Below are 26,396 nucleotides of genomic sequence, written 5' to 3'. Positions count from 1 at the left end.
CCGAACTCCGTCAAGAAGGCATCACACTGCTGCGCGTGGCGGCCGGACACTCATGGTGGTGGGGCCGGGGACCAGCGACGCTGAGGATGGGGTCTTCTCCTTCCGGGATTTCAAAAACGAAGACGACTCCGGAGGGGGTGGCCTGGATTGCACACTGGCTGTCGAAGGTCAGGGGCGTGTACAGCTGCCGTGGGTGGCCGATGAACGCCCGCTTCTCGACCAGCCCCACAGGGAGTTCAACGCTGTCCGCCATTTCAAAGGGCGCGCCGAGCGCTTCGGTGACCGCACCCCAGGCGGCGCCGTTCGAGACCGGCCCCAGACGCCCCGAACGGGCAAGTTCCGTCAGGACGTCGAGTAGCTCCATGGGGCGGGAGCCTGCCATCTGCGGCGATGGACTGTCGAACAACTTTCAGTACTCAGCGAGGTCAACGACGGAGGCTCGCTTGGTGATGTCTCGCCGGGAGATGGCCTCTGCCACCTCATCGAGGGCGGTACGGAGGAAGGCCCCGTACGCATCCTGGGGAAGGTGGGGAGCATGCTTTTTGGCCGCGGTCATGTGCTCAGTAGCTGCCTCGAAGGAGCCGAGGCGGCGGTAGTTGTCGGCGAGGTTGAGGTGTAGGGACGGATAGAAGCCGGCGATGTGAAGGCTGGTGTGGTGCTGCTGCACGCGCTGCTCGGTCACGGCGTCGGCAGCGTCCAGTGCACGAATGTCCCACGCCAGAGCCTGGGCAGGGTCTTCGCAGAGGTCTGCCAGGTAGTGCGCGAGAGTACAGCGGTGCAACGGGTCGCCGGTGACGCCGATCGTGGACCACAAGGCCAGGAGCTTCTGGCGGGCGGAAACGATGTCGCCGGCTCGTCCTTCCATGACGGCTTGGCTGATGGCTTCCATGGTCGTGTCGGGGCTGGTGGGAGTGGCGCTCATGGTGTTGCTCCTCGTCGTTCTTGCTCAGGCTGAGTGGTCGAGCTTGATGGGCATGGCCAGGGTGGTGAGGTCGCCGCGGTCGGCGGAGCGGATCGTGACGGGCTGGTCCGGTCCCCGCAGGTCGAGCATCACGTCGGGGCCGATGGCGGTGCTGACGGCCGGATACAGCGTGGTCAGCTCGAAGGAGATCTGAAGGCCCTGCCCCGTCACGGTGGCCGTGAGCGGGACGCCGAGGGGTTCTGGCTCTGCCTCCGTCGCCAGGACATTCAGACCTTGATGGGTCACCCTCAGCGTGATCCGCGCTCCTGGGTGTTCTTCCAGGGTTCGCAGGAGGAGATCTTTCGACACCGTCACCCGGGTCGTGGCCTCGGGCAGCGACGCGAGCATCAGCCGGTGGTCGGGAAACTCCTCCGACAGCAGTCGGCAGTGCCTGTCTCCTCGGTCTGCCATGCGGAGCCAGAGCCCGTGCGGTGTCGCCTCGATCCGCACCAGTGCGCTACGGCGGATATCCGCGACGGCAGCCCGCAGTTCGTCACCGTCGACCGTGGCAGCCCAGGTTGCGGCTGCTGCTTCGGCCGGAACCAGGGTCCGAATGGCGAGGCGGTAACGGTCCGTTGCGATCAGCGTGACCGCTTCCTGTGTCACCTCGATGCGCAGGGCGCCGAGTACGGGCATACCCGGTTCACGCACGGTCGCGGTCAGGACCTGCTCGATCGCGTCAGCCAGAACAGGGCCCTTCAGCGCAGCAATCGACAGACTCGGCACATCCGTGAGCGATGACTTGATCGATGCGACCTTCTGCAGCAGCACTGCCGCGTCCCCGAGAACCTTCGCGACATGCACGTCGATCAGCCGGGACGCCTCATCGGGCTCGGCGTCGAGGACCACTTCGACAGCGGTGAGGGGCATGGCAATCTCACGGAGCTGACGCAGCGCGGCTGCCCGTGCCACCTGGTCAGCACCGTAGTAGCGGTAGCCGGAGACCGGGTCGACCTCAACAGGAGGGAGCAGCCCGGAGTCGGCGTAGAAGCGCAAGGCGCTTGCGGTCAGTCCGGTGCGTCGGGCGAAGACCCCGATCGGCATCAACTCAGAGTTCGGCACCCCGCCATCGTCGAGCTTCAACCAACTTTAAGGTCAACACCGGACCGGCCGAGGCGGCGTTTCACCCGGCCTGAAGGCCACATAATTCCCCAAGTGCCCGTCGTGAGCCGACTTGGGCGAGGCCCTGGGGCCAAGTTCCACCAGAGCAGGACGAGAAAGTGCCGCTGGGCCGCCTCGAAGTAGAACTCGTCCCAGCGGGGGTCTCCATCGGGCGATGTTCCGGCTGGCTTGCGGCAGGCGGCAAGATACGCCGCCGGGACACGGGCGAGTTGCTGGGTGAGGGTGAGGGTGAGGGTCATGACGGCAGTATCCCCACGAAGTAGCGGGGCCTCGGTCAGCGGTCCGTGGCCGGCAAGTGGGCCAGGCCGGTGTCGAGCATGATGTGGTCGACTGTCTCGTGCAGGGTGCTGTCCGCGCCGATGACGGTTTCGGTGCCGCAGGGCAGGAGATCGCGCTCCCGGTACCAGTCGCGCAGCTGCGTCTCGCTCACGTCGTCGGCGATCGGCTTGGTGGCGTGCCGGGCGAGGGTTTCACCGAACGGGACGTCCAGGTAGTAGCCGTGGGTCGGGCCGCGGTGGTCGGCGCGGAGCTCGGTGAGCATGTCGCCGTAGCGGTCGGCGTAGAGGATGCCTTCGATCACGACGTGGAATCCGGCGTCCAGGGCGTAGCGGGCGGTCAGGCCGATCAGGCCGATGTTCGCGGCGCCGGGCCGGTCGCGCTCGCGGAGCACGATGCGGCGGAGGTTGTCCTGGGCGACCACGGCCAGGCCGCGGCCGAACCGCTCGCGCAGGCCCGCCGCGACGGACGACTTCCCCGAGGCACTGTTGCCGCGCAGCACGACCAGCCGGGTCTCTTCGGTTCCCACCATCACGGTCGTCACGTTATCGACGGCCGGTGACAGCGCAGGGACGTTCCCGGACACCGGCGGCGGAGACGCCCGGACGGGTGACCTATTTTTTTCCTGGCCGCGCCGCTGTGCGATGACACGCACCAGCTGCTCCCACGCGTACAAACAGAGGTACGACAGCCGCAGCGCGCCCAGGCCAACAACTCCCGTCAGTGCCAGGTGAGTTGCTTCCGGGTCCTGCCGGCATCCGGAATTTCTCGCTCGACCCATCGGTTACTCACGATTACTGACGTACGGTCCGGTGACAAGTCGCTTGAACCGGGCCTTGGTTACTTGCCGATTACCAGGAGGACCAATGGGTCGAGCCGCCGATATCGACACAGCCATGCGCTCTGTGGGCGCCATGTGCATCGAGCACGATCCCGAAATGTTCCGTTCCGTACTCGACCGGATCGGTGACAAGTGGAGCCTGCTGCTGATCGGTGTCCTCGGTGAAGGACCCCGCCGGTTCACCGACCTGCTGAACATCGTGCCGGGCATCTCCCGCCGGATGCTGACCATCACCCTGAGGGCACTTGAGCGAGACGGCCTGATCTCACGCACGATCTACGCCGAGATCCCGCCGCGCGTCGAGTACGCCGTCACGGACCTGGGGCGTTCCTTAAGTGGTCCGGTTCTCGCTCTCGCCACCTGGGCGGCCGACAACCAGGACGCCATCCGGTCACATCGGGAGGTCTTCGACAATCCTGAAGTCACCGGTGACTGATCGAACGACCAGCTGGCGCTGAGCCCTGGGCAAGACCCCTGCACACGAGAGACAGACGCAGGAGGCGGCGCCGGGGTGGTGTATTCCGGGCCGCCTCCCGCGATGAGGCGAGACGTTCGACCGCGGGCGGCGGCTCAGCATTCTGGATCAGTTCGTCGCACTGACGGTCCACTCAACGAACAGCCTTCTCCCGCCCGGGCCTCACGGCAGGTCAGGCAGAGGAATGTCGCCCCACTCCCTCGCCTTCTGTGCCAACTGCTCGACCTGCCCGGGGTCGAGTGGCATGGGCGGCTCCCCGGGGATCGCCGGTGAGGAGTACTTCGTGAATGCCTCGTCCGGTATCGCCGGGCTGAACATGAAGACCATCTTGGCGGTCTGGACACCGACGTTCTTGAAACTGTGCCGAATGCCCATGGGGACGTGCACGAAGTCGCCCTGACGCGCGATGAACTTGTGGTCGCCGTCAAGGAACTCCAGTTCCCCTGAGGTCAGGTAGAAGGACTCGTCGCGGTGCTCGTGCACATGCGGCAGCACCGCGCTGCCCGAACCCGAAGGCACCGACGCCTCGATGAACGACAAGCGTCCCGAGGTGACCGACCCCAGCAGCTTGACGGTGTAGATGTCGCCCGTGGACCACACGCTCAGGCCCTCACCGGCCGGGACGTGAAGGGCACCACGCTTCGTGTAACGCGGGTCAACGGAATCCGCGTCAAATTCCACAATACTCATAGCCGTCTTATACGCGGCGAGGAACGGTCACTTCAAACGACCCCAGGGTCACCCCGAGGTGACTCTCCACGTCACTCCAGCGTCGCGCCCTCGCCGTCGGTCATCGGTCATCGGTCATCGGTCACGCCACCTTCCCGTTCGGATTCAATTGGTCACATCGAAGTGACCTGAGGATCGTTTGAAGTGACCGGACCCTTGCCTCTAGCATCACGAATCATCTCTCGCAAGGAGTCGGACAATGCTCGACGGATTCACCGAAGGCCATGCCGCCGTGAATGGAACGCGGCTTCACTACGTCCGGGGAGGAACCGGGCGGCCCCTCGTATTGATGGAAGGATGGCCGCGCACGTGGTACGCGCTACGGCACATCATGCCGGAGCTGGCTCGTCACTTCACGGTGATAGCCGTGGAATACCGAGGTCAAGGCCAGTCCGACAAGCCGGTCGACGGATATGACAAGAAGAACATGGCGCGAGACGTGTACGAGTTGATCCGCCAACTCGGGTACGACCAGGTCGATCTTGCGGGAGCCGACATCGGCGGCGGTGTGGCGTACAGCTTCGCCGCCCAGTTCCCGGAGGCCACCCGAAAACTCGTCATGTGGGAAGGCACCCCGTTCAGCCCGGAATTCAACCTGTCGGTGCCTCTTTTCACGCCACCCGGCACACCCAACTTCTTCTACTACCCCATGTTCTTCGCGGAGAACGACATGGCAGTGGCCCTGCTGGCAGGAAATGGACGCCGCTTGATCGACCTTGCGATCAGCAACCTCGCTCTGCGCCCTGAGAACATCGGCGAGGAAGCGCGGCAGATCTACGCCGACGCGTACAACACCCCGGAAGCGATCCGAGCGACCATGGGAATCTTTCAGAACTTTTTTCAGGACACCGCGGACAATGATTCCTACGCACCGTTGGAAGCGCCGGTTCTCGCCATCGCGGGCGGCCAGAACACGGATTTGATGAAACGAAGCTTCAAAGGCCGCGCGCGGGACACCCAGTACGTCACCATTCCCGACTCCGGACATTACATCGCCGAGGAGAACCCACAGGCGCTCCTCGCGGAGATCCTGCCCTTCCTGACCGCCTGAGCGCCACACGACGACGCGGGAGGCAGACGTGTGGCTCACCGGCATCGGCTGAACATTCCGGCATCACCGGTCAGCACGACGACGCCGGCCTCCCGGGTGCCGGCAGCCGTGGCGTCCGGTGCCACGGCTGCCTCGCCGGGCCCGCTCGATCAGCGCCTCAAACGCAACTCGTCCAGTTCACTGCCTACCGCATCCCGCAGCACAACGTGTTGCGGACCGAGCCTGAACCGCTCCTCGCTCCACCGCTCACGCGAATACAGCCACACCGGCCCACCCACCAATTCGGCCGGCTCCCACTCGAACCGTGGCCAGACATGGACGTGCAGGAACGGGTCCGTATTGCCGAGGATCTCCAGGTTGACCCGGCGGAAGTCGGGGTCCAGTCGTCGGCAGACCCGCTCGACGGCCTCGCCGAGTTGGTCCATGTCGGACAGGGACGAAAGCCGCTTGGTCCTCGGCAGGTCGGACAGCCGTTGCACACCCGGCTCGTCCACGAGGAGAACCGAGTACCCGGGCAGGAACTGAACGTCGCCGATCACCGCGAAGCCGGACTCGAGCCGCCGTAGCACGGTCGGATTCTCGCCCCTCAGAGCGGCCCCGATCCGGTCCATCCTCCACTCACCGGTCATGACCCGAACCTACCCACGGTTCGACGATGCCTTCCGCGTCGCCGTCACCCCGCCGCCGCTGCCGCCGGTCGGCAACGGAGTGCGGTGGCCGTGCCGTCGAGTGCGAGGTGGCCGGCGGCGTGCGGGATGAGTGCGGTCGAGCCGCGCGCCAGGTCGAGCTTTCCGGTCTCCGTGGTCAGCCGGGCCTCGCCGTCGAGGACCACGAGGATCGAGTAGCCGGGGTCGAGGTCGACACGGCTGAAGCACCTGATGGCCTCGACGCGGAAGAACGGGTCGGCCTGCGCGGGAAGGACGGAGGTGACTCCCTCGGTGTCGAGCCGCGTGGCTCCGGAACGGATCAGGGCGGTCAGGTCTCCCCTGCTGAGGGGCCCGCGGTCGAGCGCCGAGAGGGCCAGCGACTCGTCGAGGCCGAGGAACGCCTGCTCGCGGCCGAGGCCGGGAAAACCGTCGTACTCGAGGAGTATCGACAGGTCGGTGGGCTGCTGGACCTCTACGACGGTGATGCCGGCACCGATCGAGTGTGGTGTGCCCCCGGGTACGAGGATGGTGTCGCCCTGCTCGACGTGCACGTGGTGCATGGCGTCGAGCATGTCGGCGGCGTGCTGGCCGTGCACCCACGCGCGCACCTCCGCCGTCGAGACGGCCCTGCGGAAGCCTAGATGGGCGCCCCCTGCTCCGTAGGGATCGTCGGTGTCGCGAGTGCCGATGACCACCCAGGCCTCCGTCTTGCCATGGGCCAGTCCCAGGTGCCGGCGCGCGAAGGCGTCGTCGGGATGGAGGTGGACGAACAGGCGCTCGGCGGTGTCGAGGAGCTTGACCAGGAGTTCCGGCTGGGAACCGAACCGGGCGACATGGTGGGGGCCGAGGAATCCTTCCGGGTCGGAGGCGATCGCGTGTCGTAGCGTGCGTCCGTCGGGGAGGTCGGTCAGACCGGCGTGCTCCTCACCGAAGATCGTCGTGACCGACCCGACGAAGTCCTCCGGCCGGTATTCGTCGGGCGCGGTGCTGCCGCGGAGACGTGAGATGCCGGCTCCGCCGCGGTAAGGACGGGGCGGCTGGTTCGGCGACAGGAGGATCGGCGACAGGGGCATACCAAGGTGTCCTTCGGATGTGGGGGCGGAACTCAGGCATCGAGGTCGAAACACAGGTCGTATCGCACGGACGTACGGGGTGCGAGCACCGGCAGGAAACCACGGGCCTCGGCCTCGGCCCGGCCGCTCATGACGGAGGCGTTCGCCGGCTCGATCCCGACGACGTACTGGCCCGGGCGCAGGCTCTTCCAGGTGTGCAGGAAGGGCAGCGATCGGTGGGACGCCGTCAGGGCGAGCCGCATGGCGTTGTCGGGGTTGGTGGCGCTCACCGTCCAGTTCTCCTGGGTGTCCGGCGGCCGGTGCAGGTGCACCAGGCTGTCGGCATAGGGAGCGGGCTCGTGCAGCGCGTTCCACGGCCGGCCGCTCGCCCGGGCGGCGTCGTTCTCCGCTTCCACGTCCGTGGCAGGGGAGGTCAGCACCGTCCGGGGGCCGAGCAGCGGCCAGCCGAGGTTGACGTGGTAGAGCACCATGTGCGGCTGCGGTACGGCGCTCTCATTGGTGACGACGTCGGTCAAGGTCAGGCTGCTGGAGCCGAGTTCGGAGCGGACCGTTCGGTGCAGGCGCAGGTGCTCGCCGTGGAGCGCGGCTTGGCGCACCTCGGCCTGGACGATCACCTGGCCGTCGGTGACCTCGGCGCACAGGACGCTTGCGGGGAGGGCGCCGATCCGGCCGTGCTGCGGGTACCGGACACCGTCCGTCGTGGTGCTGGGGTCGCCGAACGTGTCGAGTCCGCAGGTGGTGAGGAGTCCGCCGCCGAACGTGCGCAGCCAGCCCTCGTCATGGGGGTCGGCGAGCCCGGGGGCCGTGAAGCCCATGGGTGAGAGCCAGGCGAACGGGCGGCCGCGGTAGGTGATTCGCCCGAGGTCGAGCGCGCGGTCGGCGTGCAACTCGACCTCGAGCCCACCGCCGTTGACCAGACGCAGTACGCGCGTGCCGTGTGCCGGGCCGTCGGTCACGACGAACCGGTCGACACGTGCGAGTTGGCCAACCGTTCCCAGGAGGTCTTCCCGGAACGGGGTGGTACCGGATGTCACGTCAGCACGACTCGCGGTAGAGGGCCCGCTTGACCTCGGGCTTGTCGAGGTTGTCCCGCGTCACCACGACGGTGTCGGTGCCGATCTTCTTGTCGACGTCCTCGCCGGTGAGTTGGGCGATCGTCTGCTTGACCGCCAACCGCCCGATCTGCTCCGGCTGTTGGGCGATGAGTGCCTGCACGTCACCGCGCTTGAGCTGCTCGACCTGGGTGGCGCCTGCGTCGAATCCGACGATTTTGAGCTTGCCCTGGGCGCCCGCGTTCCGCGCTCCCGTCGCCGCGCCCTGGGCGGCGGACACGTTGGTCGCGAAGACGCCCGCGAGGTTGGGGTGGGCGGCGAGTGCCGCCGAGACGATCGACGCGGCCTTGGCCGGGTCGTTGTTGTTGACCTGTGCGCCGATGTAGTGGATGCCGGGGTAGTCGGCGATGCGCTTCTCGAAGCCCTTCTGGCGCTGGTCGGAGGTGGTGGCGCCCGACTGGAACGCGATCACGAGGACGCTGCCCCGCTCCCCGATGAGCTTGGCCAGTGTCTCGGCGGCCTGGCCGCCGGCGTCGACGTTGTCCGTCGCGATGCTGGTGAAGGCCAGCGACGGGTCTTGGAGCGTCGTGTCGACGAGTCCGACGGGGATACCCGCGCTCGTGGCCCGTCGCAGCGGCGGGATGAGGGCCTGGCCGTCCGTCGGTGCGACCAGGAGGGCGTCGGGGTGTGCGGCGACGACGGAGTTCACGACCGGTGTCTGGACGGCCGCTTCGAACTGCTGCGGGATCTGGGTCTTGACCCGTATGCCCTGCTCGGCGGCGGCTGCCTGGATGCCGCACTGCATGGAGATGTAGAAGGGGTCGTTGACGCCGGGGACGAAGGCGATGGTGGCCCCCTTGAGATCGCCCTTGTCGAGCTGACCGCTCGGGGAGGACTGGCCGGTGGTGCCGCACGCGGTCATGAGGAGGGCGATGGCGGCGGTTCCCGCGAGGGCGGTGAGGTTCCGGGGACGGAGCATGATCGTGTTCCTTGCGTGGGTGAGGGATCAGCCGTGGGTCAGGGATCGGCGGGAGGATCAGCCGTGGGTGAGGGATCAGCGGGAGGTGGCGCGTCGCCGCATCTGGTCGAGCCAGACCGCGCCGACGAGAACGGCGCCGATCGCGACCTGCTGCCAGTAGGGACTGATGTTGAGGACCACGAAGCCGTTCTGGAGCACGGCGGGGATGAAGACGCCGATGACCGTGCCGGCGACGACTCCCCGCCCGCCGAAGAGGCTGGCGCCGCCGAGGACCACGGCGGTGATCACCTGGAGGTTGTCGGTGGAGTGTCCGCCGAGGGTGGTGGTCGCGAAGCGGGCGACGGACAGATAGCCGCCCAGGCCCGCGAGGGTTCCCGCCAGTGCGTAGACCTTGATCAGGTGTGCGGTGTTGTTGACCCCGGTGCGGCGCAGCGCCTCGGGGTTCGAACCGATCGCGTAGGTGTAGCGGCCGAACCGGGTCTGAGCCAGCATCACGGCGAACACCACGGCGACGAGGGCGGAGATCCAGACGAGCACGGGTATCCCGATGAAGGTGCCGGAGCCGACGGACTCGACCAGGGAGAAGGGCACGTCGCGCACGTCGACGCCGCCGGTGATGAGCAGTGACACGCCCAGTGAGGCGCCCATGGTGGCCAGCGTCGCGATGAGTGCGGGGATGCGTGCTCGGGCGACCAGGACGCCGTTGACCAGTCCCCACGTCGCGCCCGAGACGAGGGCGACGAGCAGTCCTGCCAGGAGTGTGCCGGCGGACTGGCCGCCGATCGCCGTCATCGTCAGGGCCGAGGTCACGCTGGAGAAGACGAGGACGCCTCCCACCGACAGGTCGATGCCCGCCGTGACGATGACGTACGTGGCGCCGACCGCGAGGACGAGCAGGACGGCGGCGTCGGACAGGACGTTCAGCGCGTTGTTCACCGTCGGGAAGGCGTCCGGTCGCAGGACGGAGAAGACGACGATCAGCGCGAGGAGTGCCAGGAAGATCCGGAAGGTGTCGTTGCCGAGGAGCCCCCTCAGCGGGGAGCCGTGCGGCTTGGTGTCGTCGGCCTCGGTCGAGGGCAGATCGGTGGTCATGAGGGGGGCGTTCATGGTCACTCCGCTGTTCCACTGGTCATTGCGGTGACGAGGTCGTCGACGCCGACGTCCTGGGTGTTGAACTGCGCGACTCGCCGGCCGAGCCGCAGCACCTCGATGCGATCGCTGACGGCCAGCACGTCGGGCATGTTGTGGCTGATGAGGACGACCGAGATGCCCGCGTCCTTGACGCGGCGGATCAGGTCGAGGACCTGTCGTGTCTGGACCACTCCGAGCGCCGCCGTCGGTTCGTCCATGAAGATGATGTCCTTGGCCCACATCGCGGCCCGGGCCACGGCGACCGACTGGCGCTGACCACCGGACAGGGTCGCCACCGGTGCGGCGACGTCCTTGAGTTGCACACCGAGGCCGGCGAGTTCACGGCGGGCGGACGTGCGCATCCCGGCCTTGTCGAGGAAACCGATCTTCCCCAGCACCCCACGTCGGGGCAGCTCCCGGCCGAGGTAGAGGTTGGCCGCGGCATCCAGGTCCTGAGCGAGGGCCAGATCCTGGTAGACGGTCTCGATGCCCTGGTCGCGTGCGTCCGTGGGGCCCGAGAACCGGACCGGTGTGCCCTTGTACACGATGGTGCCGCTGTCGGGGCTCGTCGCACCCGACAGGATGCCGACCAACGTGCTCTTGCCCGCCCCGTTGTCCCCGATGAGGGCGACGATCTCCCCGGGATGAACCGTGAAGTCCGCGCCGCGCATCGCCTGGACGTGCCCGTAGCTCTTGGTGACTTGGGTGGCTTGCAGCAGGGGCGTCGTTGTACGCGTCGCCATTCGTCGTCCTTCCGCCGTCGCAAGGCATGACTGTTATCGTTACCACATGGCCGAGTGTTATCGTTACCACATCGGATGGGTGGTGACGTTAACACATCCCTGAACCGTTGCCACCCCTTCGCGCACCACACGTTTCCGAGGAGGGCCGTCGACACCGGTGTACGATCCCGGAATCGCGGCCGTGGACCGAACGGCCGGCACAAGAAGGCGAGGACGAACTCCCGTGGTCACACTCGCTGATGTCGCAGCCCGTGCCGGCTACTCGGTGATGACCACCTCCCGCGTGCTGTCCGGGAAGGGCTACGCGTCGGCGAAGACACGCGAAGCCGTGCTCGCCGCCGCGCGCGAGCTGGAGTACGTCCCCAACGATGTGGCCCGCAGTCTGCGAAAGAGTCGCACCTCGTCCGTCGCGCTGATCATCTCCGACATCGAGAACAGCTTCTACGCCACCATCGCGCGGTCCGCCGAGGAGGCCCTGCGGCACGCGGGTTACCGGCTGTTCGTCGCCAGCAGCGACGAGGACGCCGAACTCGAACTCGAAGCGCTGCGCGGAGCTCGCGAGATGCGTGCGGCCGGTGTGCTCATCACGCCGACACCACGCAACCACGAAGCCCTCAAGGGGCTCAGCAACGACAGGATCCCCATCGTCCAACTCGACCGGATCGCGGAGGGACTTGACTGCCCTGCCGTGCTGCTGGACAACGCCGGCGCGGCGCAGACCGCCGTCGAGTACCTCGCCGAGCGCGGCCACCGGCGCATCGCCGTCGTCACGGGCCCACACGAGACCACAACCGGCATCGAGCGTGCCCAGGGCGCCCTGCGCGCGGCCGAACACCTCGGCCTCGTCAGCGACATGACCGTCGTCGAGGCGCCCTCGTACCTCCACGAGGAGTCCGTCGACGCCGTCCGCGAAGCACTGGCCTGGAACCCGACCGCGATCCTCGCCGGAAACAACATCGTGCTCGAAGCATGCCTCAGCGTGTTCACCGAGACCTCCGTCAAGGTCCCGGACGACGTCTCTCTGATCAGCTTCGACGACGTGCCCTGGATGAGGTGGGTCCCCTCACCGATCACCGCGGTGCGCCAGCCGGTCCAGGCCATGACAGCGGCGGCCGTGGACACCCTGCTCGGCGCGCTCAACGGAACGGTCACGGGCCCGAGCAGCCCGGTCCGCTTCTCCGCCGACCTCGTCGAACGGGAGTCGGTCGCTCGCCTCTCGGGCTGACCCGGTCCGGGGTGCGGGGGTTCCCGTGTCGCGGCGTGAGCGGCGCGGACCCGACCACGCCCCGCGGCCGACAGCTGCCCGTGTTCACACGATGGCGAGTACGTCATCCACCGGGCGGCGGGGAGTCGCACGGACCTCGGGGCCGTACCCGAGGCGCAGCACCATCTGCACATATCCCATCGCCGTGGCCGGGTCGCGAGCGAGCCAGCGGAGATCGTTCCACTCCAGGGCGTGGGAGGTGAGGGAGGTGGACAGTCCGTGCACGGTGGCCAGGAGCAGGACCCGCTCCATGGCCTGCCCCGCGCGCAACCAGTCCTCCGGCCCGTCACCCGCCGTGCCCAGCAGGGCCAGATGAGGTGCCCGCTCGAACACGGCTGCCCTGCGGCCGGCCATGGGACGCCGGCCGGCGAAATCGCGTACCGGAGCCCGGCCGTCCCGTGTGCGGGGCCCGAAGGCGTACTCCGGGATGCCGTCGTCGGCACCGGCTTCCTCGGCTCCGATGCGGGTCCAGCGGGCCAGTTCCTCGATGCGTCCGGCATCAACGGAGTCGTGCCCCTCCGCGTCGTGGACCAGGTCCAGCAGCATCTGCACGTGCCAGAGCCCGGGTACGGCCAGCTGTGCCCCTTCGAGCTCGGCGCCGTGGCGGAGAGCGGCCAGCACCTCGGGAGGTACCTCCGTCTCCCTGAACGGCTCGCGGCTGGTGTGCCGCCGGTGAATGGCGGGGTACAGCTCGGCCAGGCCGCCTGCGGTGCGCATCGGATCGGTCAGCCGCACCGTTGCGAGCAGGTGCGGGTCCCCGGGATCAGGCAGGAGCTCGACGGTCGGCTCCCGGCCCGCGTGTACGGCGGCGACCCGCAGGTTGAACAGGGCGGCACCGCAGCCGAGGCACAGGGCACGGTTGTCCGGATCGGAGCGAGGCATGGCGCGCCCGACATCCGCGTACAGCTGCAACGCGCCGCTGTCACGGAGGAAGCGGAACGTCCACGGCTGCGCGTTGTACATGGACGGAGCGGCCGTGGCGTCCTTCACGAGGGCCGTCACGGCCTCGGTCTCCAGGTGTTCCATCATTCGTCTCCCTCGCCCGTGCCGCCGGTGGTGGGTGCGGTGTAGCGGTCCGGGGCGGTGTCGAAGGTGGTGGCGCAGTGGGCGGAGCAGAAGTAGTAGGTGCCGTGCTCGGTCCGGCGGTGTTCGGGAGCGGTCGACTTCTCGACCCGCATGCCGCACACCGGGTCCGCGACCAGGGTGTTGCTGTTGTCCTGGGTGGAGGGGCCGACGCGGGTGGGCCGGGTGTCGGGCGACGGCTGGGTGTCGGGCAGTGGCTGGGTGTGCCAGTGGCGTAGCCGGGAGGCGTTGGTGACGACCGACAGGGAGCTGAGTGCCATGGCCGCGGCGGCGACGATCGGGCTGAGGCGGATGCCCCACAGCGGGTAGAGGGCGCCTGCGGCGAGGGGGATGCCGACGGCGTTGTAGACGAGGGCGAAGAACAGGTTCTGCCGGATGTTGCGCATGGTGGCCCGCGACAGCCGGATCGCGGTGACGACACCTCCGAGCGAGCCGGAGATGAGGGTGATGTCCGCGGCCTCGATGGCCACGTCGGTGCCGGTACCGATGGCCAGTCCGACGTCGGCGGCGGCCAGGGCGGGGGCGTCGTTGATGCCGTCGCCGACCATGCCGACGATGCGGCCCTCGCTCTGCAGGCGGCGGATCTCGTCGGCCTTGTGCTCGGGCAGCACGTCTGCCAGCACCCGGCCGATGCCGACCTGGGCGGCGATCGCGGCGGCGGTGCGGGCGTTGTCGCCGGTGAGCATGACGACGTCGACGCCGAGGCGCTGGAGGGCGGCGATGGCGGTGGCGGAGTCGTCCTTGACGGTGTCGGCGACGGCGAGCACACCTGCGGGCCGTCCGTCCACCGCGGCGAGGACGGGGGTCCTGCCCTCGGCGGAGAGGGCGGCCGCGACGGGGTCCAGTGCGGTGGTGTTGATGCCGACGTCGCCCAGCAGCCGGGCGGTGCCGACCAGGACGGCGTGTCCGTCGACGGTGGCCTGGACACCCTTGCCGGTGACCGAGTCGAAGCCCGTCGCCGCCGGTGGGTGAAGGCCACGGTCGCGGACACCGGTGACCATGGCCTGCGCGAGCGGGTGTTCACTGTCGGCCTCGGCCCCCGCGACCAGCCGCAGCAGCGTGGTCTCGTCGAATCCGCCGACGGGGTGGACGTCGGTCAGGACGGGCTTGCCCGCGGTGACGGTGCCGGTCTTGTCCAGTACGACGGTGTCCAGCTTGTGCGCGGTCTCCAGGGCTTCGGCGGAACGGATCAGGATGCCGGCCTGGGCGCCCTTGCCGGTGCCGACCATCACCGACAGCGGCGTGGCCAGGCCCAGCGCGCACGGGCAGGCGATGATCAGCACCGCGACCGCGGAGACCAGCGCCAGGGTCAGGGCCGGGGACGGCCCCAGGGTGAACCAGACGGCGAAGGTGCCGATCGCGATCGCGATGACCGCGGGTACGAAGTACGCCGACACGGCGTCCGCGAGTCGCTGGATGGGGGCCTTGGACGCCTGGGCCTGCTGCACCAGGCGGATGATCCGGGCGAGCATCGTGTCCGCGCCGACCTTGGCCGCCCGCATCCGCAGGGATCCGGTGCCGTTGACGGTGGCGCCGATGACGGTGTCCCCGGTGTGCTTGGTGACCGGCATCGGCTCGCCGGTCACCATCGACTCGTCCACCGCGGAGGAGCCGGAGAGCACCTCGGCGTCGACGGGAATCTTCTCTCCGGGCCGGATGACGAGTGTGTCTCCGACGATGACGTCCTCTACGGGCATCTCACTCTCGGTTCCGTCCCGGACGACACGAGCCGTGCGGGCCTGTAGGCCCAGGAGAGCGCGGATGGCCTCGCCGGTGCCGGCCTTCGCCCGCGCCTCCAGCAGCCGTCCGAGCAGGATCAGGGTCAGGATCACGCCGACAGCCTCGAAGTAGACCTCCCGCAGGTCCTCGGGCAGCAGGCCGGGGGCGAGGGTGACCAGCAGGCTGTAGCCGTAGGCGGCACTCGTACCCAGGGTGATCAGGGAGTTCATGTCGGCGGCGCGGTGGCGCAGGGTCAGCCGGCCCGTCTCGTGGATCGGCCGCCCGGTGTAGAACATCACCGGCGTGATCAGTGCCAGTTGCAGCCAGTGATTCAGCATCCAGCCGGGCACCAACTCGGCGCCGAACAGTTCGTGCGCCATCACCGCGAACAGGACCGGGGCGGTGAGCACCGCGCCCAGCAGGACCCTGTGGGTGAGGTCCTTGATCTCGGCCTGCCGCTCGGAGAGGTCCGCGGCCTCCATCTCGGCCGGGGTTCGTTCCTCGGCCGGTGTCCGGTCGCCCTCACCCGCAGGCGGCCCGCCAGCCGTAGGAGGGGGGAGAGGAGGCGCGATTGTCGTCCCGTGGCCGTCCGGGGCGGGCGGCGCGGAGTCATCCGCTGTTCCAACAGGTTCCGCAGGTTCGACCAGCAGCGTTCCGTGGACCATGTTCATGCCGCAGGTGAACCCGAAGGAACCCGGACGGCCGGGGTTGAGCCGTACGGTGGTGCGGGTGTGGGCGGGCAGGCCCGCACCCACCCGCAGGTCGGGGAAAAGCACACGGGAGGTGCACTCTCCGGCCTCCTGCCGGTCGAAGACCAGCTCCACCGGCGTACCCTCGCGGACCTTGATCAGGTCGGGGCTGTAGCCGCCGCGCACCGTCACTTCCACCCGCTGCACCCCGCCTTCCAGCCGGGCGGCACCGGCACGGCGCGGTCCGAAGAAGTACCAGCCCAGCGCGGCGATCAGCACGGCCGAGGCCAGGACGACAACAACTTCGAGGGCGCCCACGGGCCGCTCACCTCCCTCGTAGGTTCCCTTCTCCAGCCTGCGCCCGCCTGTCCCTACCTGCTATGAGCGCATTGGCCCACCGGTCCTGGACCAACCGGCCCCAGACCACCACGACGGGCAGCGGGACGATGCGAGTGAAGGCACGGGCCACCGGGTGCCCCTCGGCATCCGGCCACGAACAGGGCCGAAGCAAAGGCCGAAGCAGGTGAGTGGCGATGATGTTCTGGTACGACCATGACGTCAGCGGCTGGGGCTGGTTCGCGATGTCGGCCGGCATGATCCTCTTCTGGGCGCTGATCATCACAGTCGCCGTGCTCCTCTTCCGCGCCCTCACGCGGCCCCAGGAGCACGACCACACCCACACCCCGGCCGCACCCTCGGCCGAGGACATCCTCCGTGAGCGGCTGGCCCGCGGGGAGATCGACGAGGACGACTACCGGCGCCGTCTGAACGCACTGCACTCCGGGCCCCTCACCAAACCCTGAAACCCGCAGGCCACACCGGCTGCGGCAGCTGCCCTCCCGTGAAGGAGGCCGGGCGGATCATGAGCGAGCGCGGCTACGGTCCGTACGCACTCGGCGCCGCAGTCGTCATCGCCGCCGTCCGCCACGTACCCGACGCCGGCGCGTCGGCCGGGTGGGCCGTGGTCGGGTGGGCCGTGGTCGGGTGAAATCAGCGTCGGTCGTGTCGGGGCTGCTCGCTCTCGGCGGGCCGGTCGGCAGGCTCGTCGGCGTGCTCCGTGTCCGCCGGTTCGCCGCCCCAGCTCATGAGGATGTTCAGCTTCTCTTCCGAGGGCGAGCCGACGTCGGCGGTATAGGTCGAGAGGAACTGACCGCCGGAGTCAGGGATGTCGAGGGTCTCGTAGTTGAGCGTCATCTCCCCGACCATGGGATGGAAGATCCGCTTCTTCCCGTGGGTGTGCTTGAAGAGTCGGTAGTCGGCCCAGTACCGGGCGAACTCGCTGGACGCGACGGACAGCTCCCCGACGAGCCGCTCCAGCGCCTCGTCGGGGACGCGCGGATCATGGTAGGCGCGCAGGGCGGCGACCGTGGGCGCGGCGATCTGCTCCCAGTCCGGGTACCGGGTACGCGTGGACTGGTCGAGGAAGAGCCAGCGGGCGACGTTCCGCTCGGCGACCGGCAGCGCACCGAAGTCGGTCAGCAGGATCGACGCGGCCCGGTTCCAGGCGAGCACCTCCATCCGTGGCCCTTGCAGCAGCGCGGGAACGGGGTCGATCGCGTTGATGAAGGTCCGCATGCTCACCCGCACACGGGACCGCGCCGGGGGCGCGACGCGAGGAGGCTTCGCAGGGCCGGTTCCGACGAGGCTGCGCAGGTGGTCGCGTTCGAGCGGGTCGAGGCGGAGGGCGTCTTCGATGGCGGTGAGTACCTGATCGGACACATTGCCGATGCGGCCCTGCTCGAGCCTGGCGTAGTAGTCGACGCTCACGCCCGCGAGCACGGCGACCTCCTCGCGACGCAGCCCGCGACCGCGCCGCGGAACCGGTGAGGGCGGCAGGCCGACGGCGTCGGGGTCGATGCGGGCGCGGCGTGAGCGGAGGAACTCGCCGAGGGACCCGAAGGAGGTCATGGCGACCATTCTCTCCCCCGCACTCTCGATCGGGGGCTGCTAACTGGCACTGCGAGTACCCGTTGCACGGGTGCCTGCCAACTCGTTCCGGACGGTCGGCCCCGCTGTTGTCATGAAGTGCAAGCCGATATGACAACCGAGGAGCAATCCCATGGCAGAGAACCTGAACGGCACCGTCGCGCTCGTCACCGGAGCGTCCAGCGGCATCGGCCGGACCACCGCCCTTCGCCTGGCAGCCGCCGGCGCTTCGGTGGCGGTCGTCGCGCGTCGCGCCGATCGCCTCGACGAGCTCGCGGACGAGATCCGTGCGGCCGACGGCACCGTGCTGACCATCGCGGCCGACCTGACGGACGCCGCCGCGGCCGCTGCCGCCGTGGAGCGCACCGTCACCGAGCTGGGTCGTCTCGACACGGTGGTGAACGCGGCCGGCCTCATGCTCAACGGGCCCACCGAGGAGCTGACGCTGCAGGACTGGGACCGCATGATCGACATCAACCTCCGCGGCCTGCTCAACGTGACGAAGCCCGCGATCCCGCACCTGCTCGCCGCCGCGCAGGACGGCCCTCGCCAGGTCGCCGACCTGGTGAACATCTCGTCGGTCGCCGGCCGCTTCGCCGTCGCGACCACCGCGGGCTACAACGCCACCAAGTTCGGTGTCACCGCGTTCACCGAGGCGCTGCGGCAGGAGTTCGCACAGCGGCACCTGCGTGTGTCGGTCATCGAGCCCGGGCGCGTGGACACCGAGCTGTTCGACCACCGCGAGGGCTCGGCCGAGGGCTTCACGGCCATGTTCGGGGAGATCGACTACCTCCAGCCCGAGGACATCGCCCGGGCTGTGAACTTCATCGTCCAGAACCCCCGCTACGTCGCGGTCAACGAAATCGTCATCCGCCCGACCCAGCAGACGTGACCGGCCATCAGCGAGCGAACGCCTGGCTCGGCTCCGGGTACAACGTCGGCTCGGCGACAGGAGCAGCCGCCTGCGCCCTCCGACTCACACCCCGGCCCGTACCGGAGAAGAGCACAGCCGCAACCGAACAGCCATAGCCCCTCGCCTGGATCAAAAGTGCGTGGCGATCCCGAAGACGCGGCGAAGTTGTGCCATGTCGTGCCGGTCGCGTTCCGACGGTTCGTATCCCTGGTGGAAGTAGACCTGCTGCTCGGCGGACAAGCACGGGACAGGCGTCCCCCGGATGGTGCCCGACACGAAGCAGGAGGAGGGATAGGTGAAGGGGTATCGCGGCTCGGGAGACGCCTGCGCTGCCGAGCCGTCATCGGCGAAGACCAGCGGATGAAGGTCGATCTCCCGCCCGTCCGGAGCCGTCACGACGAATCGGATGGGCCTCCAGTCCAGGCTCTCCACGAAACCTGCCGCGGAGAGGGCCGCCAACACGGCGGCCTCCTGGTCTTGCCGGTGCATCAAGTCGAGGTCGCGATGGTCTCGGGTCCGCTCCCCGATCAGAGCGTCGATCCCCCATCCGCCACCGACCCAGACGTCCGTCTCCGCCCGCCGCAACAGGTCCAGGACGAACAACACGTCATCAGCTGTCATCACCCCACGCAGGGTAGGAGCGTCAAAGGCCGGCAGCCAACGGTCCCTCGCGAAGGGGGAGAGGCGGGAGAGGCAACCGGCCGCCGCTCGTCGCTCAGTCCACGTTCGGGCGAGTGAGCCCGTGGTCGTAGGCGAAAATCACCGCCTGGATGCGGTCGCGAGCGCCGATCTTGGACAGGACTCGGCCCACGTGGGTCTTGACGGTGGACTCGGACAGGACGAAGCGGGTGGCGATCTCGCCGTTGGTCCAGCCCTTGCCGACGGCGACGAGGATCTCGCGCTCGCGTTCGGTGAGGGAGGTGAGCCTCGGGTCTTCGGCGAGGTCGCCCCGGTGGGCAGGGACGTACTGGGCGAACTCGTCCAGGAGGCGCCGGGTGAGCGCGGGCGCGATGACCGCGTCGCCGACGGCGACGGCCCGGATGCCGGCGAGGAGTTCCTCGGGGCGCGCGTCCTTCAGGAGGAAGCCGCTGGCGCCGGCGCGAAGGGCGGCGTGGACGTACTCGTCGAGGTCGAACGTGGTGAGCATGAGCACGCGTGAGCGCTCTCCGGCGGCGACGATGCGGCGGGTGGCCTCGATGCCGTCCATGCCGGGCATGCGGATGTCCATCAGGACGACGTCCGGGCGCAGTTCGGCGGCCTTGCGGACGGCCTCCGCACCGTGGGCGGCCTCACCGACGACCTCGGTCTCGGGGACGGAGTCCAGGAGGATGCGGAAGGCATAGCGTTGCAGCGGCTGGTCGTCCACGATGAGCACGGTGGTCACCGGGCACCGCCTCGGGGCGTGAGGTCGAGGACCGCCTCGACGCTCCATCCTCCGCCGCGTGCCGGCCCCGCGCTGACGGTCCCGCCGTAGAGCGCCGCCCTCTCCCGCATGCCCACCAGGCCGTGTCCTTCCTCAAGCGGTCCGGGCGGTGTCGCCGGTCCGGTGTCCTGGACCCGGATGGTCAGCCGGGTGTCCGTCTCGACGAGCGACAAGCGCACCCGGGTGTCGCTGTCGGCGTGCTTCAGGGTGTTGGTCAGGGCCTCCTGGACGATGCGGTACGCCGTCAGCTGTACCCCGCCGTCCAAGGCGTCCACATCGCCCGAGGTCCGGTAGACGACCTCCAGTCCGGCGGCGCGCACCTTCGCGCACAGTGCCTCGATGTCCGCGATGCCGGGCTGCGGGCTGAGTTCGGGCCCTGCTGCGGGACCGTCCGCCGGCTCGCGCAGCACACCGAGCACCCGTCGCAGTTCGCCGAGGGCCTGTCGGCCGGTGTCGCCGATGAGCCGCAGGGCCTCCTTGCCTCGTTCGGGAGCGGTGTCGGTGGCGTAGGCGCCGGCGTCGGCGAGCGTGATGATGACGGACAGGTTGTGGCCGACGATGTCGTGCATCTCGCGTGCCACCCGGGTGCGTTCGGTGGCGGCGGCCAGCCTGCTGCGCTGATCGCGCTCTATCTCCAGCCGGGCGGCCCGGTCCCGCAGTCCGGCCAGTTGGGCGCGGCGGATGCGGACCATCAGACCGAGCGCGAGGGCCGCGGTCGCGGTGCTCAGCAGGAAGAACAGCGCGTCCCAGACGGACACGGCCGAGGACGCGCGTACGGCGACCAGTGCCATGGCGCCCGCCATGGCGGCGCAGGCCCACGGCAGCCGCCTCAGCCGTCCGTGCAGGGCCAGGCTGTACAGGGCGACGAAGAGAGCGACGTCCGCGCGCAGCGCCGCACCGAGGGACCACTGCAGGACGAACACCGCGGCGATGACTCCGAAGGCCGCCTCGGGACGACGACGACGCCACAGCAGGGGCAGTACCAGTCCGGCCTGCAGTGCCAGCACTCCCGCGACGGGCAGCCGCGTGAAGGCGAGCCGGAACCGGCCGGGCCCGTCACCGTCACCCGCAGCGTCTCCGTGGGTGCCGTGGAGCAGGTCGGGCAGGCAGAACATCAGGAAGACCAGGACCACGACCGCGGTGTCCAGCACCCACGGATGTGCCCGGTCGGCCTGCCGCAGCCGCTGGCCGCCCCGGGAGAGCCGGGCGACCAGCGGTCCCATGCCGCTGAGGTCGTCGGTGGTCACGAATGTCACCCGTCCATGGTGCAGGTGTCAGACGTCGCTGCGCGCGAGCCGGTACGCCGCGCCGCCCAGCACCAGTGCCGTCCAGCACAGGAAGACCAGCAGCCCGGCGCCCGGCGACAGGGTCGTCGAGTCATGGGTCAGGGCGAACATCGACTCCCCCGCGTTGGAGGGCAGATAGGGGCTGATGTCGTTCTGCCAGGAGCTCGGGAGCAGCGAGATCAGTCCCGGGATCAGCATGAGGGTGGCCACCAGCACCGAGATGCCACCGGCCACCGACCGCAGCAGCGCGCCCAGGGCGGTACCGATCACCCCGACCAGGCCGAGGTACAGCCCGGCGCCCAGCAGACTCCGCAGCACACCCGCGTGTGTCAGGCCCATGGCAGCGGGCGTGCCCGAGACGATGCCGCTGCCGAACAGGAAGGCGACGAACGCGCCCAGCAGGCCCACCACGAGTGCGACCAGCCCGAACACCGCCGCCTTGGACCACAGCACGGGCAGTCGGCGGGGCACGGCCGCGAGCGTCGAGCGGATCATGCCGGTCGAGTACTCGCCCGCCGTGACCAGCACGCCGAGTACACCGAGGGCCAGCTGGGCGAAGTTCGTGCCGAAGAGGGACAGCCTGACGGCCGTGGACGAGGCGAAGTCCCCGTCCAGGTGGCCGGAGTTGATCCCCGACTTGTAGCGGCTCGCGGCGATCAGCCCGAACGCCACCAGGAACAGCAGGCCGAGCCCCAGGGTGATCCAGGTCGAACGGAGGGACCACAGCTTGGCCCATTCGGAGGCGAGTACGCGCCGCCCGGTCACCCGGTAGGCGGGGCGGGCGGGGGCGGTCCGGGGTTCCTCGGCCGTCGCGGTGAGGGTGCTCATGCCGTCCTCCCGAGGGTCTCGATCCCGGTCGTGGAGCCGTGGTACTCCACGGCGTCCCTGGTCAGGTTCATGAACGCCTCCTCCAGCGACACCGTCCGGGCGCTCAGCTCGAACAGCGCGATCCCGTGTTCGGCCGCCTTCAGCCCGATCTCGCGGGCGGTCACCCCGGTCACCTGTAGTTCCTCGGAGCCGATGTGCCCGGTGATGTCGACACCCGGCCCGGCCAGTACGTCCCGAAGCCGCGCCGGGTCCTGCGTCGCGACCTTCACCGTGTCGCCGCCCGCCTCGCGGATCAGGTCCGCCACGGTGGTGTCGGCGAGCAGCCGCCCCCGCCCGACGATGATCAGGTGGTCCGCCACCAGGGCCATCTCGCTCATCAGGTGCGAGGAGACGAACACCGTGCGGCCTTCGTCGGCGAGTGCCTTGAGCAGGTTGCGGATCCAGAGCACACCCTCCGGGTCCAGCCCGTTGACCGGCTCGTCCAGCATGATCGTCCGCGGATCGCCCAGCAGTGCCGCCGCGATGCCCAGCCGCTGGCCCATGCCGAGGGAGAAGGCCCCGGCCCGCTTCTTCGCCACACCGCCGAGCCCGGCGAGGTCGATGACCTCACCGACCCGGCGGCGCGGGATGCCGTGGGTCAGCGCGAGGGCCGTGAGGTGGTTGTACGCCGAACGACCCGGGTGGATCGACTTCGCCTCCAGCAGGGCGCCGACCTCCTGGAGCGGGGCCTGGTGGCGGGCGTAGTGCCGGCCGTTGACGGTGACGGAGCCGCTCGTCGGGGCGTCGAGGCCGACGATCATGCGCATCGTCGTGGACTTCCCCGCACCGTTGGGCCCCAGAAAGCCGGTCACCGTGCCCGGCTTCACGACGAAGTCCAGCCCGTCGACGGCCGTCTTCTCGCCGTACCTCTTGGTCAGCTGCCGTGCGTCGATCATGCGCGTTTCCCTCGGTCGGCCTACGGCGTCCGTCCCTCGCGACGCCTCACCGGCCACGCTAGGGCCCGTTCCGTCCCGATCCGTGGTACCGAGAGGCTGACCCGCGACCGGCGCGTGGTACCGGGGTACTACGCGACTGCCTGCGGGTCTTCCGTGATCGCCGGCTCCGTGGTGGCCGCAGCAGGCGGTCGGCCGCCCGGCGGCCCGTAGCGGTCACGGCCGGTTCTCCGCCTCCGGTCTCCCCCGCCCGCGATCGGCGGGGGAGACCGGAGCACGCGGTCCACGGCTGCGGTGGCCGGCCCGGAGGGAAGTGTCCGGTCCCGGATCAGTGTGTCCGGGGGTGCGGAACGCCGAGCCAGGCCCGGATCAGACAGGCACGATGCGGTAGGTGCGGTCCACCGCCGTCTGGACGGAGATCACCCCGTTCGCCGTGGTGTACGGCACCGCCGCGCCGCCGGTGTCGGTCACGGTGAAGGCGCCCGTGGTCCACGGGTTCTTCAGCCGCAGTGTGCCGCCGGCCTTGCTGGTGACCTCGACGTAGCTGACACGATCGTTCTCCTTCGCGCTGGACACCACGAACGCTCCCTTCTGGCGGAGCTGCCAGAAGCTCGCGTTCTTGCCGGCCGGCCACACCGGGAACAGGGTGATGATCCCCTGGTCGCTCTGGGCCAGCATGCTGTTGACCGCGTCGGTCGCTCCGGACTTCTCGATCCCGTGGAACGGGTCGGCGATCCGCAGGTTCGGCGCGAGGTGCGCGTTGATGACCTGCTTGAACCTGTCGATCAGTGATTGCGCCGGATATCCGACCCTGGCCGCCTGGTTGAACACCTTGGGGAAGCTGTTGTCCTGGCCCCAGGAGTTCATGGCGTCGAGGGTGTCGACACCGATGCGCAGCTTCGCCGGGTCGGAGTTGACGCCGAGTTGGTCGGCGGGCTGGATGAATTCGAGGTTGACGGTGTTGTCGCCGGGGTGGATGTCCCGGGTGTCGGACCCCTGCATGGTGCCGGGGGTCGCCAGTGAGTACACCGTCCTGCCGTTGAACACCGTGGTCGGCTGCGCCGGCAGGTTGTTGAGGATGTTCTGCCAGGTGGCACGGCGGTCGGCGTCGACACCGAGCTTCTGGCTGCCCGCGATCAGGGTGGACAGCACCTGCTTCAGCAGACCGAGGTCGGCCGAGGAGTTCTGGCCCCAGGTGCCCTCGTGCGGACCGCTCCACAGCGAGTACCGGCCGGCGGAGTCGCGTTCGAGGTAGCTCTCGAAGAACTGCGCGACCTGGGAGAGGAAGGGATACGCCTTGGTCCTGAGGAACTCGGTGTCCTGCGTGTACTCGTAGTAGGAGACGAACTGGGAGGCGGAGAAGAGGGAGTTGGAGACCTGCTGGTGGTACTGGTCGTCGGTCGTCGTGCCGTACGGGCCGATCCCCACGGGGAAGAGCACACCGGCCGGCACCCCGCCGCTCGGGAAGCGCCTGCTGATGTAGTCGGGCTTCACCCGGTTCAGGTCCTGCTTGGCCCGGCGCTGTGCCTCGGGGACGTACGCGAGGATCGCCTCGTGGAACGGCAGGGAGAGTTCCGGGCGGTTGCTGGAGTAGACACCGTAGAACGGGGCCTGCGCGTTGTAGTTGAGGTGGTAGTCGCCGCTGAACTGCGGATTGTCCGTGGTGGTCCAGATCCCGTAGAGCGCGGGGGCTATCTTCCCGCTCCGGCTCGACGCCCCGATGAAGTACTGCGCCGCGTAGTAGAACTTCTCCAGCACGGCGTCGCCGAGTTCGACGCCCGAGCGCATCCAGTAGTTCTTCCACCAGTCGGCGCGCTGGGTGTCCAGGGTGGCCAGCGAACCGGTGGTCTGGGTGCGCACCTGGGTCACCGCGTCGTTGTGCGGCGCCGAGGGGTTCTGTCCGCCGCCGCCGATCTGGGTGACGATCCTGACGGTCGCGCCCGCGGGGAGGGTGAAGACGGTCCTGGCGGTGGCGCCCGAGACGGTCGGTGTCTGAACGGCGGAGGCGTCCAGGACGGTGGTGGCAAGGGCTCCGCGCGACACCCATCTGCTGCCCGGGGCGGTGGCGCGCTCGGCCCACATCACCTGGCCGTCCACCCCCGCGGTGTTGCTGTAGGCGGAGTTGGGCGTGGTGGCACCCGCGTAGGTCGACGCCTGGAGCTGCACCGCCCGGCTGCCCGTGGAGGTGACGGAGGTGACCAGTACGTTCTTGTCGGCGGCGAGCCAGGTCTTCATGGACACGGGCGCGTCGCCCAGTGACATCGTCGTCGTGACGGTGCCGTCGACGATGTTCTGTTCCTCACGGAAGGGCGGTGCGGGCGAGGGCGTGCCTCCGCCGCTCTGCGCGTACAACTCGATCTGACCGATCCGCGCACGGGGGTTCTGCGTCGAGTCGGGTGTCGTGCCCTGTGTCGGCTCGGTGATGTTCAGCCTGATGTAGCGGGTCTGTACGGCCGTGATGGACCGGTCGACGACATCGGCGGTGTTGTTCTGCACCGTGTCGACGTTGTTCCAGTTCGTGCCGTCCGCACTGGTCTGGAAGGCCATGTTCTTGGTGTTGAACGCGGTGTTGCCGGGGCGCGCCGCGTTGTCGTTGCGTACGACGTAGCGGGCGAGGGTCTTGACGGAGCCCAGGTCGAGGGTGATCCACTGCGGCTTGCCGACCTGGGACACCCAGCCCTCGTAGCCGCTCCCCCACTGGCCGTTGACCGCCCGGTCGGCGGTGAAGGACCCTTCGGTGCTGCTGGCGGTGGCGCGCGCGCCGATGGCGAGGTTGGTGCCGTTCTGGGCGGTGGTGCCGGTGATGGTCACCCCGCCGATGGGGGCCGGCTTCGGGCTCGGGTTGGCGTTCCAGAAGTCCCCCTTGGAGACGTAGAACGTCTTGACCCCCGTGCTGCCGCCGGAGGTCACTCCGACGTCTCCGTTGCCGAGCAGGGCGGTGTTGGGCATCGAGTTCGATATCGAGCCCGAGTACGCCTGGTCGGTCCAGACTCCCTTGATGCCGGCCAGCTTGGCCCGCAGGGCGTCCCACTGCTGGGCCGGCGTCGGCGGTCCCGCCGCCAGGGCCCGTACGGACCCGTTGCCGTCCGTCCCGGCGATCGCGCTGCCGGGAATCGCGAGGGGTACGGCGACGGCCAGGGCCACCGCCACCGCGTACCCGCGTGGTCGTCCGAACGCGCGGATCGCTCTCCGCTTCGTGCTCTCCTGCCCCATGGCGGCTCTCCTTCGAGTCGGGGTCCTTGGAGTCGGGGTC

Annotated in this window: 26 protein-coding genes; 6 read left to right on the top strand and 20 right to left on the bottom strand. The window is 69.0% G+C overall.

The genetic code is table 11. From position 1 onward, the window contains the following. Nucleotides 1-10 precede the first annotated feature (10 nt). The 4 genes from AB0F77_RS10925 to AB0F77_RS10910 form a co-directional block, all read right to left on the bottom strand. A complete protein-coding gene (locus AB0F77_RS10925) occupies nt 11-364 on the bottom strand; it encodes a hypothetical protein (protein ID WP_361944854.1) in 354 nt (117 codons plus the stop codon). 45 nt (nt 365-409) lie between these two features. Beyond that, nucleotides 410-922, bottom strand: a complete 513-nt coding sequence (locus tag AB0F77_RS10920) for a hypothetical protein (protein WP_361944851.1) — start codon at nt 920-922, stop codon at nt 410-412. Nucleotides 923-946: 24 nt separating this feature from the next. Then, nucleotides 947-2,023, bottom strand: coding sequence for a MerR family transcriptional regulator (locus AB0F77_RS10915; RefSeq protein WP_361945138.1), 1,077 nt, complete (start codon nt 2,021-2,023; stop codon nt 947-949). 334 nt (nt 2,024-2,357) lie between these two features. Continuing rightward, nucleotides 2,358-2,891, bottom strand: a complete 534-nt coding sequence (locus AB0F77_RS10910) for an AAA family ATPase (protein ID WP_361945135.1) — start codon at nt 2,889-2,891, stop codon at nt 2,358-2,360. Between the two features lie 406 nt (nt 2,892-3,297). On the opposite strand from AB0F77_RS10910, the gene AB0F77_RS10905 reads away from it, so the two are divergent. Further along, a complete protein-coding gene (locus tag AB0F77_RS10905) occupies nt 3,298-3,636 on the top strand; it encodes a helix-turn-helix domain-containing protein (protein ID WP_361944848.1) in 339 nt (112 codons plus the stop codon). Between the two features lie 201 nt (nt 3,637-3,837). Here the strand turns inward: AB0F77_RS10905 and AB0F77_RS10900 are convergent, their stop codons facing one another. Then, nucleotides 3,838-4,365 (bottom strand): cupin domain-containing protein, encoded by a 528-nt coding sequence (locus AB0F77_RS10900; protein WP_361944845.1) that lies wholly within the window; start codon nt 4,363-4,365, stop codon nt 3,838-3,840. 238 nt (nt 4,366-4,603) lie between these two features. On the opposite strand from AB0F77_RS10900, the gene AB0F77_RS10895 reads away from it, so the two are divergent. Beyond that, nucleotides 4,604-5,455 (top strand): alpha/beta hydrolase, encoded by an 852-nt coding sequence (locus AB0F77_RS10895; protein ID WP_361944842.1) that lies wholly within the window; start codon nt 4,604-4,606, stop codon nt 5,453-5,455. Nucleotides 5,456-5,604: 149 nt separating this feature from the next. On the opposite strand, the gene AB0F77_RS10890 is transcribed toward AB0F77_RS10895, so the two are convergent. The 6 genes from AB0F77_RS10890 to AB0F77_RS10865 form a co-directional block, all read right to left on the bottom strand. Continuing rightward, the gene (locus AB0F77_RS10890) at nt 5,605-6,084 is read right to left on the bottom strand and encodes a diadenosine tetraphosphate hydrolase (RefSeq protein ID WP_361944839.1); all 480 of its coding nucleotides are present in this window, start codon (nt 6,082-6,084) and stop codon (nt 5,605-5,607) included. 44 nt (nt 6,085-6,128) lie between these two features. Continuing rightward, nucleotides 6,129-7,175: a class I mannose-6-phosphate isomerase gene (locus AB0F77_RS10885; protein WP_361944836.1), complete on the bottom strand. Its 1,047-nt coding sequence runs from the start codon at nt 7,173-7,175 to the stop codon at nt 6,129-6,131. A 32-nt stretch (nt 7,176-7,207) separates the two neighbouring features. Next, a complete protein-coding gene (locus AB0F77_RS10880; protein WP_361944833.1) occupies nt 7,208-8,131 on the bottom strand; it encodes a DUF4432 family protein in 924 nt (307 codons plus the stop codon). Between the two features lie 79 nt (nt 8,132-8,210). Beyond that, nucleotides 8,211-9,206, bottom strand: coding sequence for an ABC transporter substrate-binding protein (locus AB0F77_RS10875; protein ID WP_361944830.1), 996 nt, complete (start codon nt 9,204-9,206; stop codon nt 8,211-8,213). Between the two features lie 75 nt (nt 9,207-9,281). After that, on the bottom strand, nt 9,282-10,313 hold the full coding sequence (locus AB0F77_RS10870; protein WP_361944827.1) for an ABC transporter permease: 1,032 nt from the start codon (nt 10,311-10,313) through the stop codon (nt 9,282-9,284). A 2-nt stretch (nt 10,314-10,315) separates the two neighbouring features. Continuing rightward, complete coding sequence (locus AB0F77_RS10865) at nt 10,316-11,080, bottom strand: ATP-binding cassette domain-containing protein (RefSeq protein ID WP_361944824.1); 765 nt, start codon at nt 11,078-11,080, stop codon at nt 10,316-10,318. A gap of 223 nt (nt 11,081-11,303) precedes the next feature. On the opposite strand from AB0F77_RS10865, the gene AB0F77_RS10860 reads away from it, so the two are divergent. Further along, complete coding sequence (locus AB0F77_RS10860; protein WP_361944821.1) at nt 11,304-12,305, top strand: LacI family DNA-binding transcriptional regulator; 1,002 nt, start codon at nt 11,304-11,306, stop codon at nt 12,303-12,305. An 84-nt stretch (nt 12,306-12,389) separates the two neighbouring features. Here the strand turns inward: AB0F77_RS10860 and AB0F77_RS10855 are convergent, their stop codons facing one another. Further along, on the bottom strand, nt 12,390-13,370 hold the full coding sequence (locus AB0F77_RS10855; RefSeq protein WP_361944818.1) for a nitroreductase family protein: 981 nt from the start codon (nt 13,368-13,370) through the stop codon (nt 12,390-12,392). Next, the gene (locus tag AB0F77_RS10850) at nt 13,370-16,153 is read right to left on the bottom strand and encodes a heavy metal translocating P-type ATPase (protein WP_361944815.1); all 2,784 of its coding nucleotides are present in this window, start codon (nt 16,151-16,153) and stop codon (nt 13,370-13,372) included. Before AB0F77_RS10850 ends, AB0F77_RS10855 begins: the two co-directional genes overlap by 1 nt. 215 nt (nt 16,154-16,368) lie before the next feature. Here AB0F77_RS10850 and AB0F77_RS10845 point away from each other — a divergent pair, with 215 nt between their 5' ends. Together AB0F77_RS10845 and AB0F77_RS10840 are read left to right on the top strand one after the other, a co-directional pair. After that, a complete protein-coding gene (locus AB0F77_RS10845; protein WP_361944812.1) occupies nt 16,369-16,638 on the top strand; it encodes an SHOCT domain-containing protein in 270 nt (89 codons plus the stop codon). A 59-nt stretch (nt 16,639-16,697) separates the two neighbouring features. Next, the gene (locus tag AB0F77_RS10840) at nt 16,698-16,823 is read left to right on the top strand and encodes a hypothetical protein (RefSeq protein ID WP_361944809.1); all 126 of its coding nucleotides are present in this window, start codon (nt 16,698-16,700) and stop codon (nt 16,821-16,823) included. Nucleotides 16,824-16,825: 2 nt separating this feature from the next. Here AB0F77_RS10840 and AB0F77_RS10835 read toward each other — a convergent pair whose 3' ends face one another. Then, complete coding sequence (locus AB0F77_RS10835; RefSeq protein ID WP_361944806.1) at nt 16,826-17,743, bottom strand: helix-turn-helix transcriptional regulator; 918 nt, start codon at nt 17,741-17,743, stop codon at nt 16,826-16,828. A 151-nt stretch (nt 17,744-17,894) separates the two neighbouring features. On the opposite strand from AB0F77_RS10835, the gene AB0F77_RS10830 reads away from it, so the two are divergent. Beyond that, nucleotides 17,895-18,653, top strand: a complete 759-nt coding sequence (locus AB0F77_RS10830; protein WP_361944803.1) for an SDR family NAD(P)-dependent oxidoreductase — start codon at nt 17,895-17,897, stop codon at nt 18,651-18,653. A gap of 150 nt (nt 18,654-18,803) precedes the next feature. Here AB0F77_RS10830 and AB0F77_RS10825 read toward each other — a convergent pair whose 3' ends face one another. From AB0F77_RS10825 to AB0F77_RS10800, 6 genes are all read right to left on the bottom strand, one after another. Further along, the gene (locus AB0F77_RS10825; protein WP_361944800.1) at nt 18,804-19,295 is read right to left on the bottom strand and encodes an amino acid transporter; all 492 of its coding nucleotides are present in this window, start codon (nt 19,293-19,295) and stop codon (nt 18,804-18,806) included. A gap of 94 nt (nt 19,296-19,389) precedes the next feature. Next, a complete protein-coding gene (locus AB0F77_RS10820; protein WP_361944798.1) occupies nt 19,390-20,058 on the bottom strand; it encodes a response regulator transcription factor in 669 nt (222 codons plus the stop codon). Beyond that, nucleotides 20,055-21,344: a sensor histidine kinase gene (locus tag AB0F77_RS10815; RefSeq protein ID WP_361945132.1), complete on the bottom strand. Its 1,290-nt coding sequence runs from the start codon at nt 21,342-21,344 to the stop codon at nt 20,055-20,057. Before AB0F77_RS10815 ends, AB0F77_RS10820 begins: the two co-directional genes overlap by 4 nt. A gap of 27 nt (nt 21,345-21,371) precedes the next feature. Beyond that, nucleotides 21,372-22,211: an ABC transporter permease gene (locus AB0F77_RS10810; RefSeq protein WP_361944796.1), complete on the bottom strand. Its 840-nt coding sequence runs from the start codon at nt 22,209-22,211 to the stop codon at nt 21,372-21,374. Then, nucleotides 22,208-23,146 carry an ATP-binding cassette domain-containing protein gene (locus tag AB0F77_RS10805; RefSeq protein ID WP_361944793.1) on the bottom strand — a complete coding sequence of 313 codons (939 nt, stop codon included), beginning with the start codon at nt 23,144-23,146 and terminating at the stop codon, nt 22,208-22,210. The genes AB0F77_RS10810 and AB0F77_RS10805 overlap by 4 nt, the downstream gene beginning before the upstream one ends. 366 nt (nt 23,147-23,512) lie before the next feature. Continuing rightward, nucleotides 23,513-26,356 (bottom strand): discoidin domain-containing protein, encoded by a 2,844-nt coding sequence (locus tag AB0F77_RS10800; protein WP_361944790.1) that lies wholly within the window; start codon nt 26,354-26,356, stop codon nt 23,513-23,515. Nucleotides 26,357-26,396: the final 40 nt, after the last annotated feature.

Origin of the sequence: Streptomyces sp. NPDC026672 (assembly GCF_040638185.1) — a bacterium.
Lineage (GTDB): Bacteria > Actinomycetota > Actinomycetes > Streptomycetales > Streptomycetaceae > Streptomyces.
Note: the sequence above shows the minus strand (reverse complement) of the source record. Positions and strands in the feature narration are given on the sequence as shown.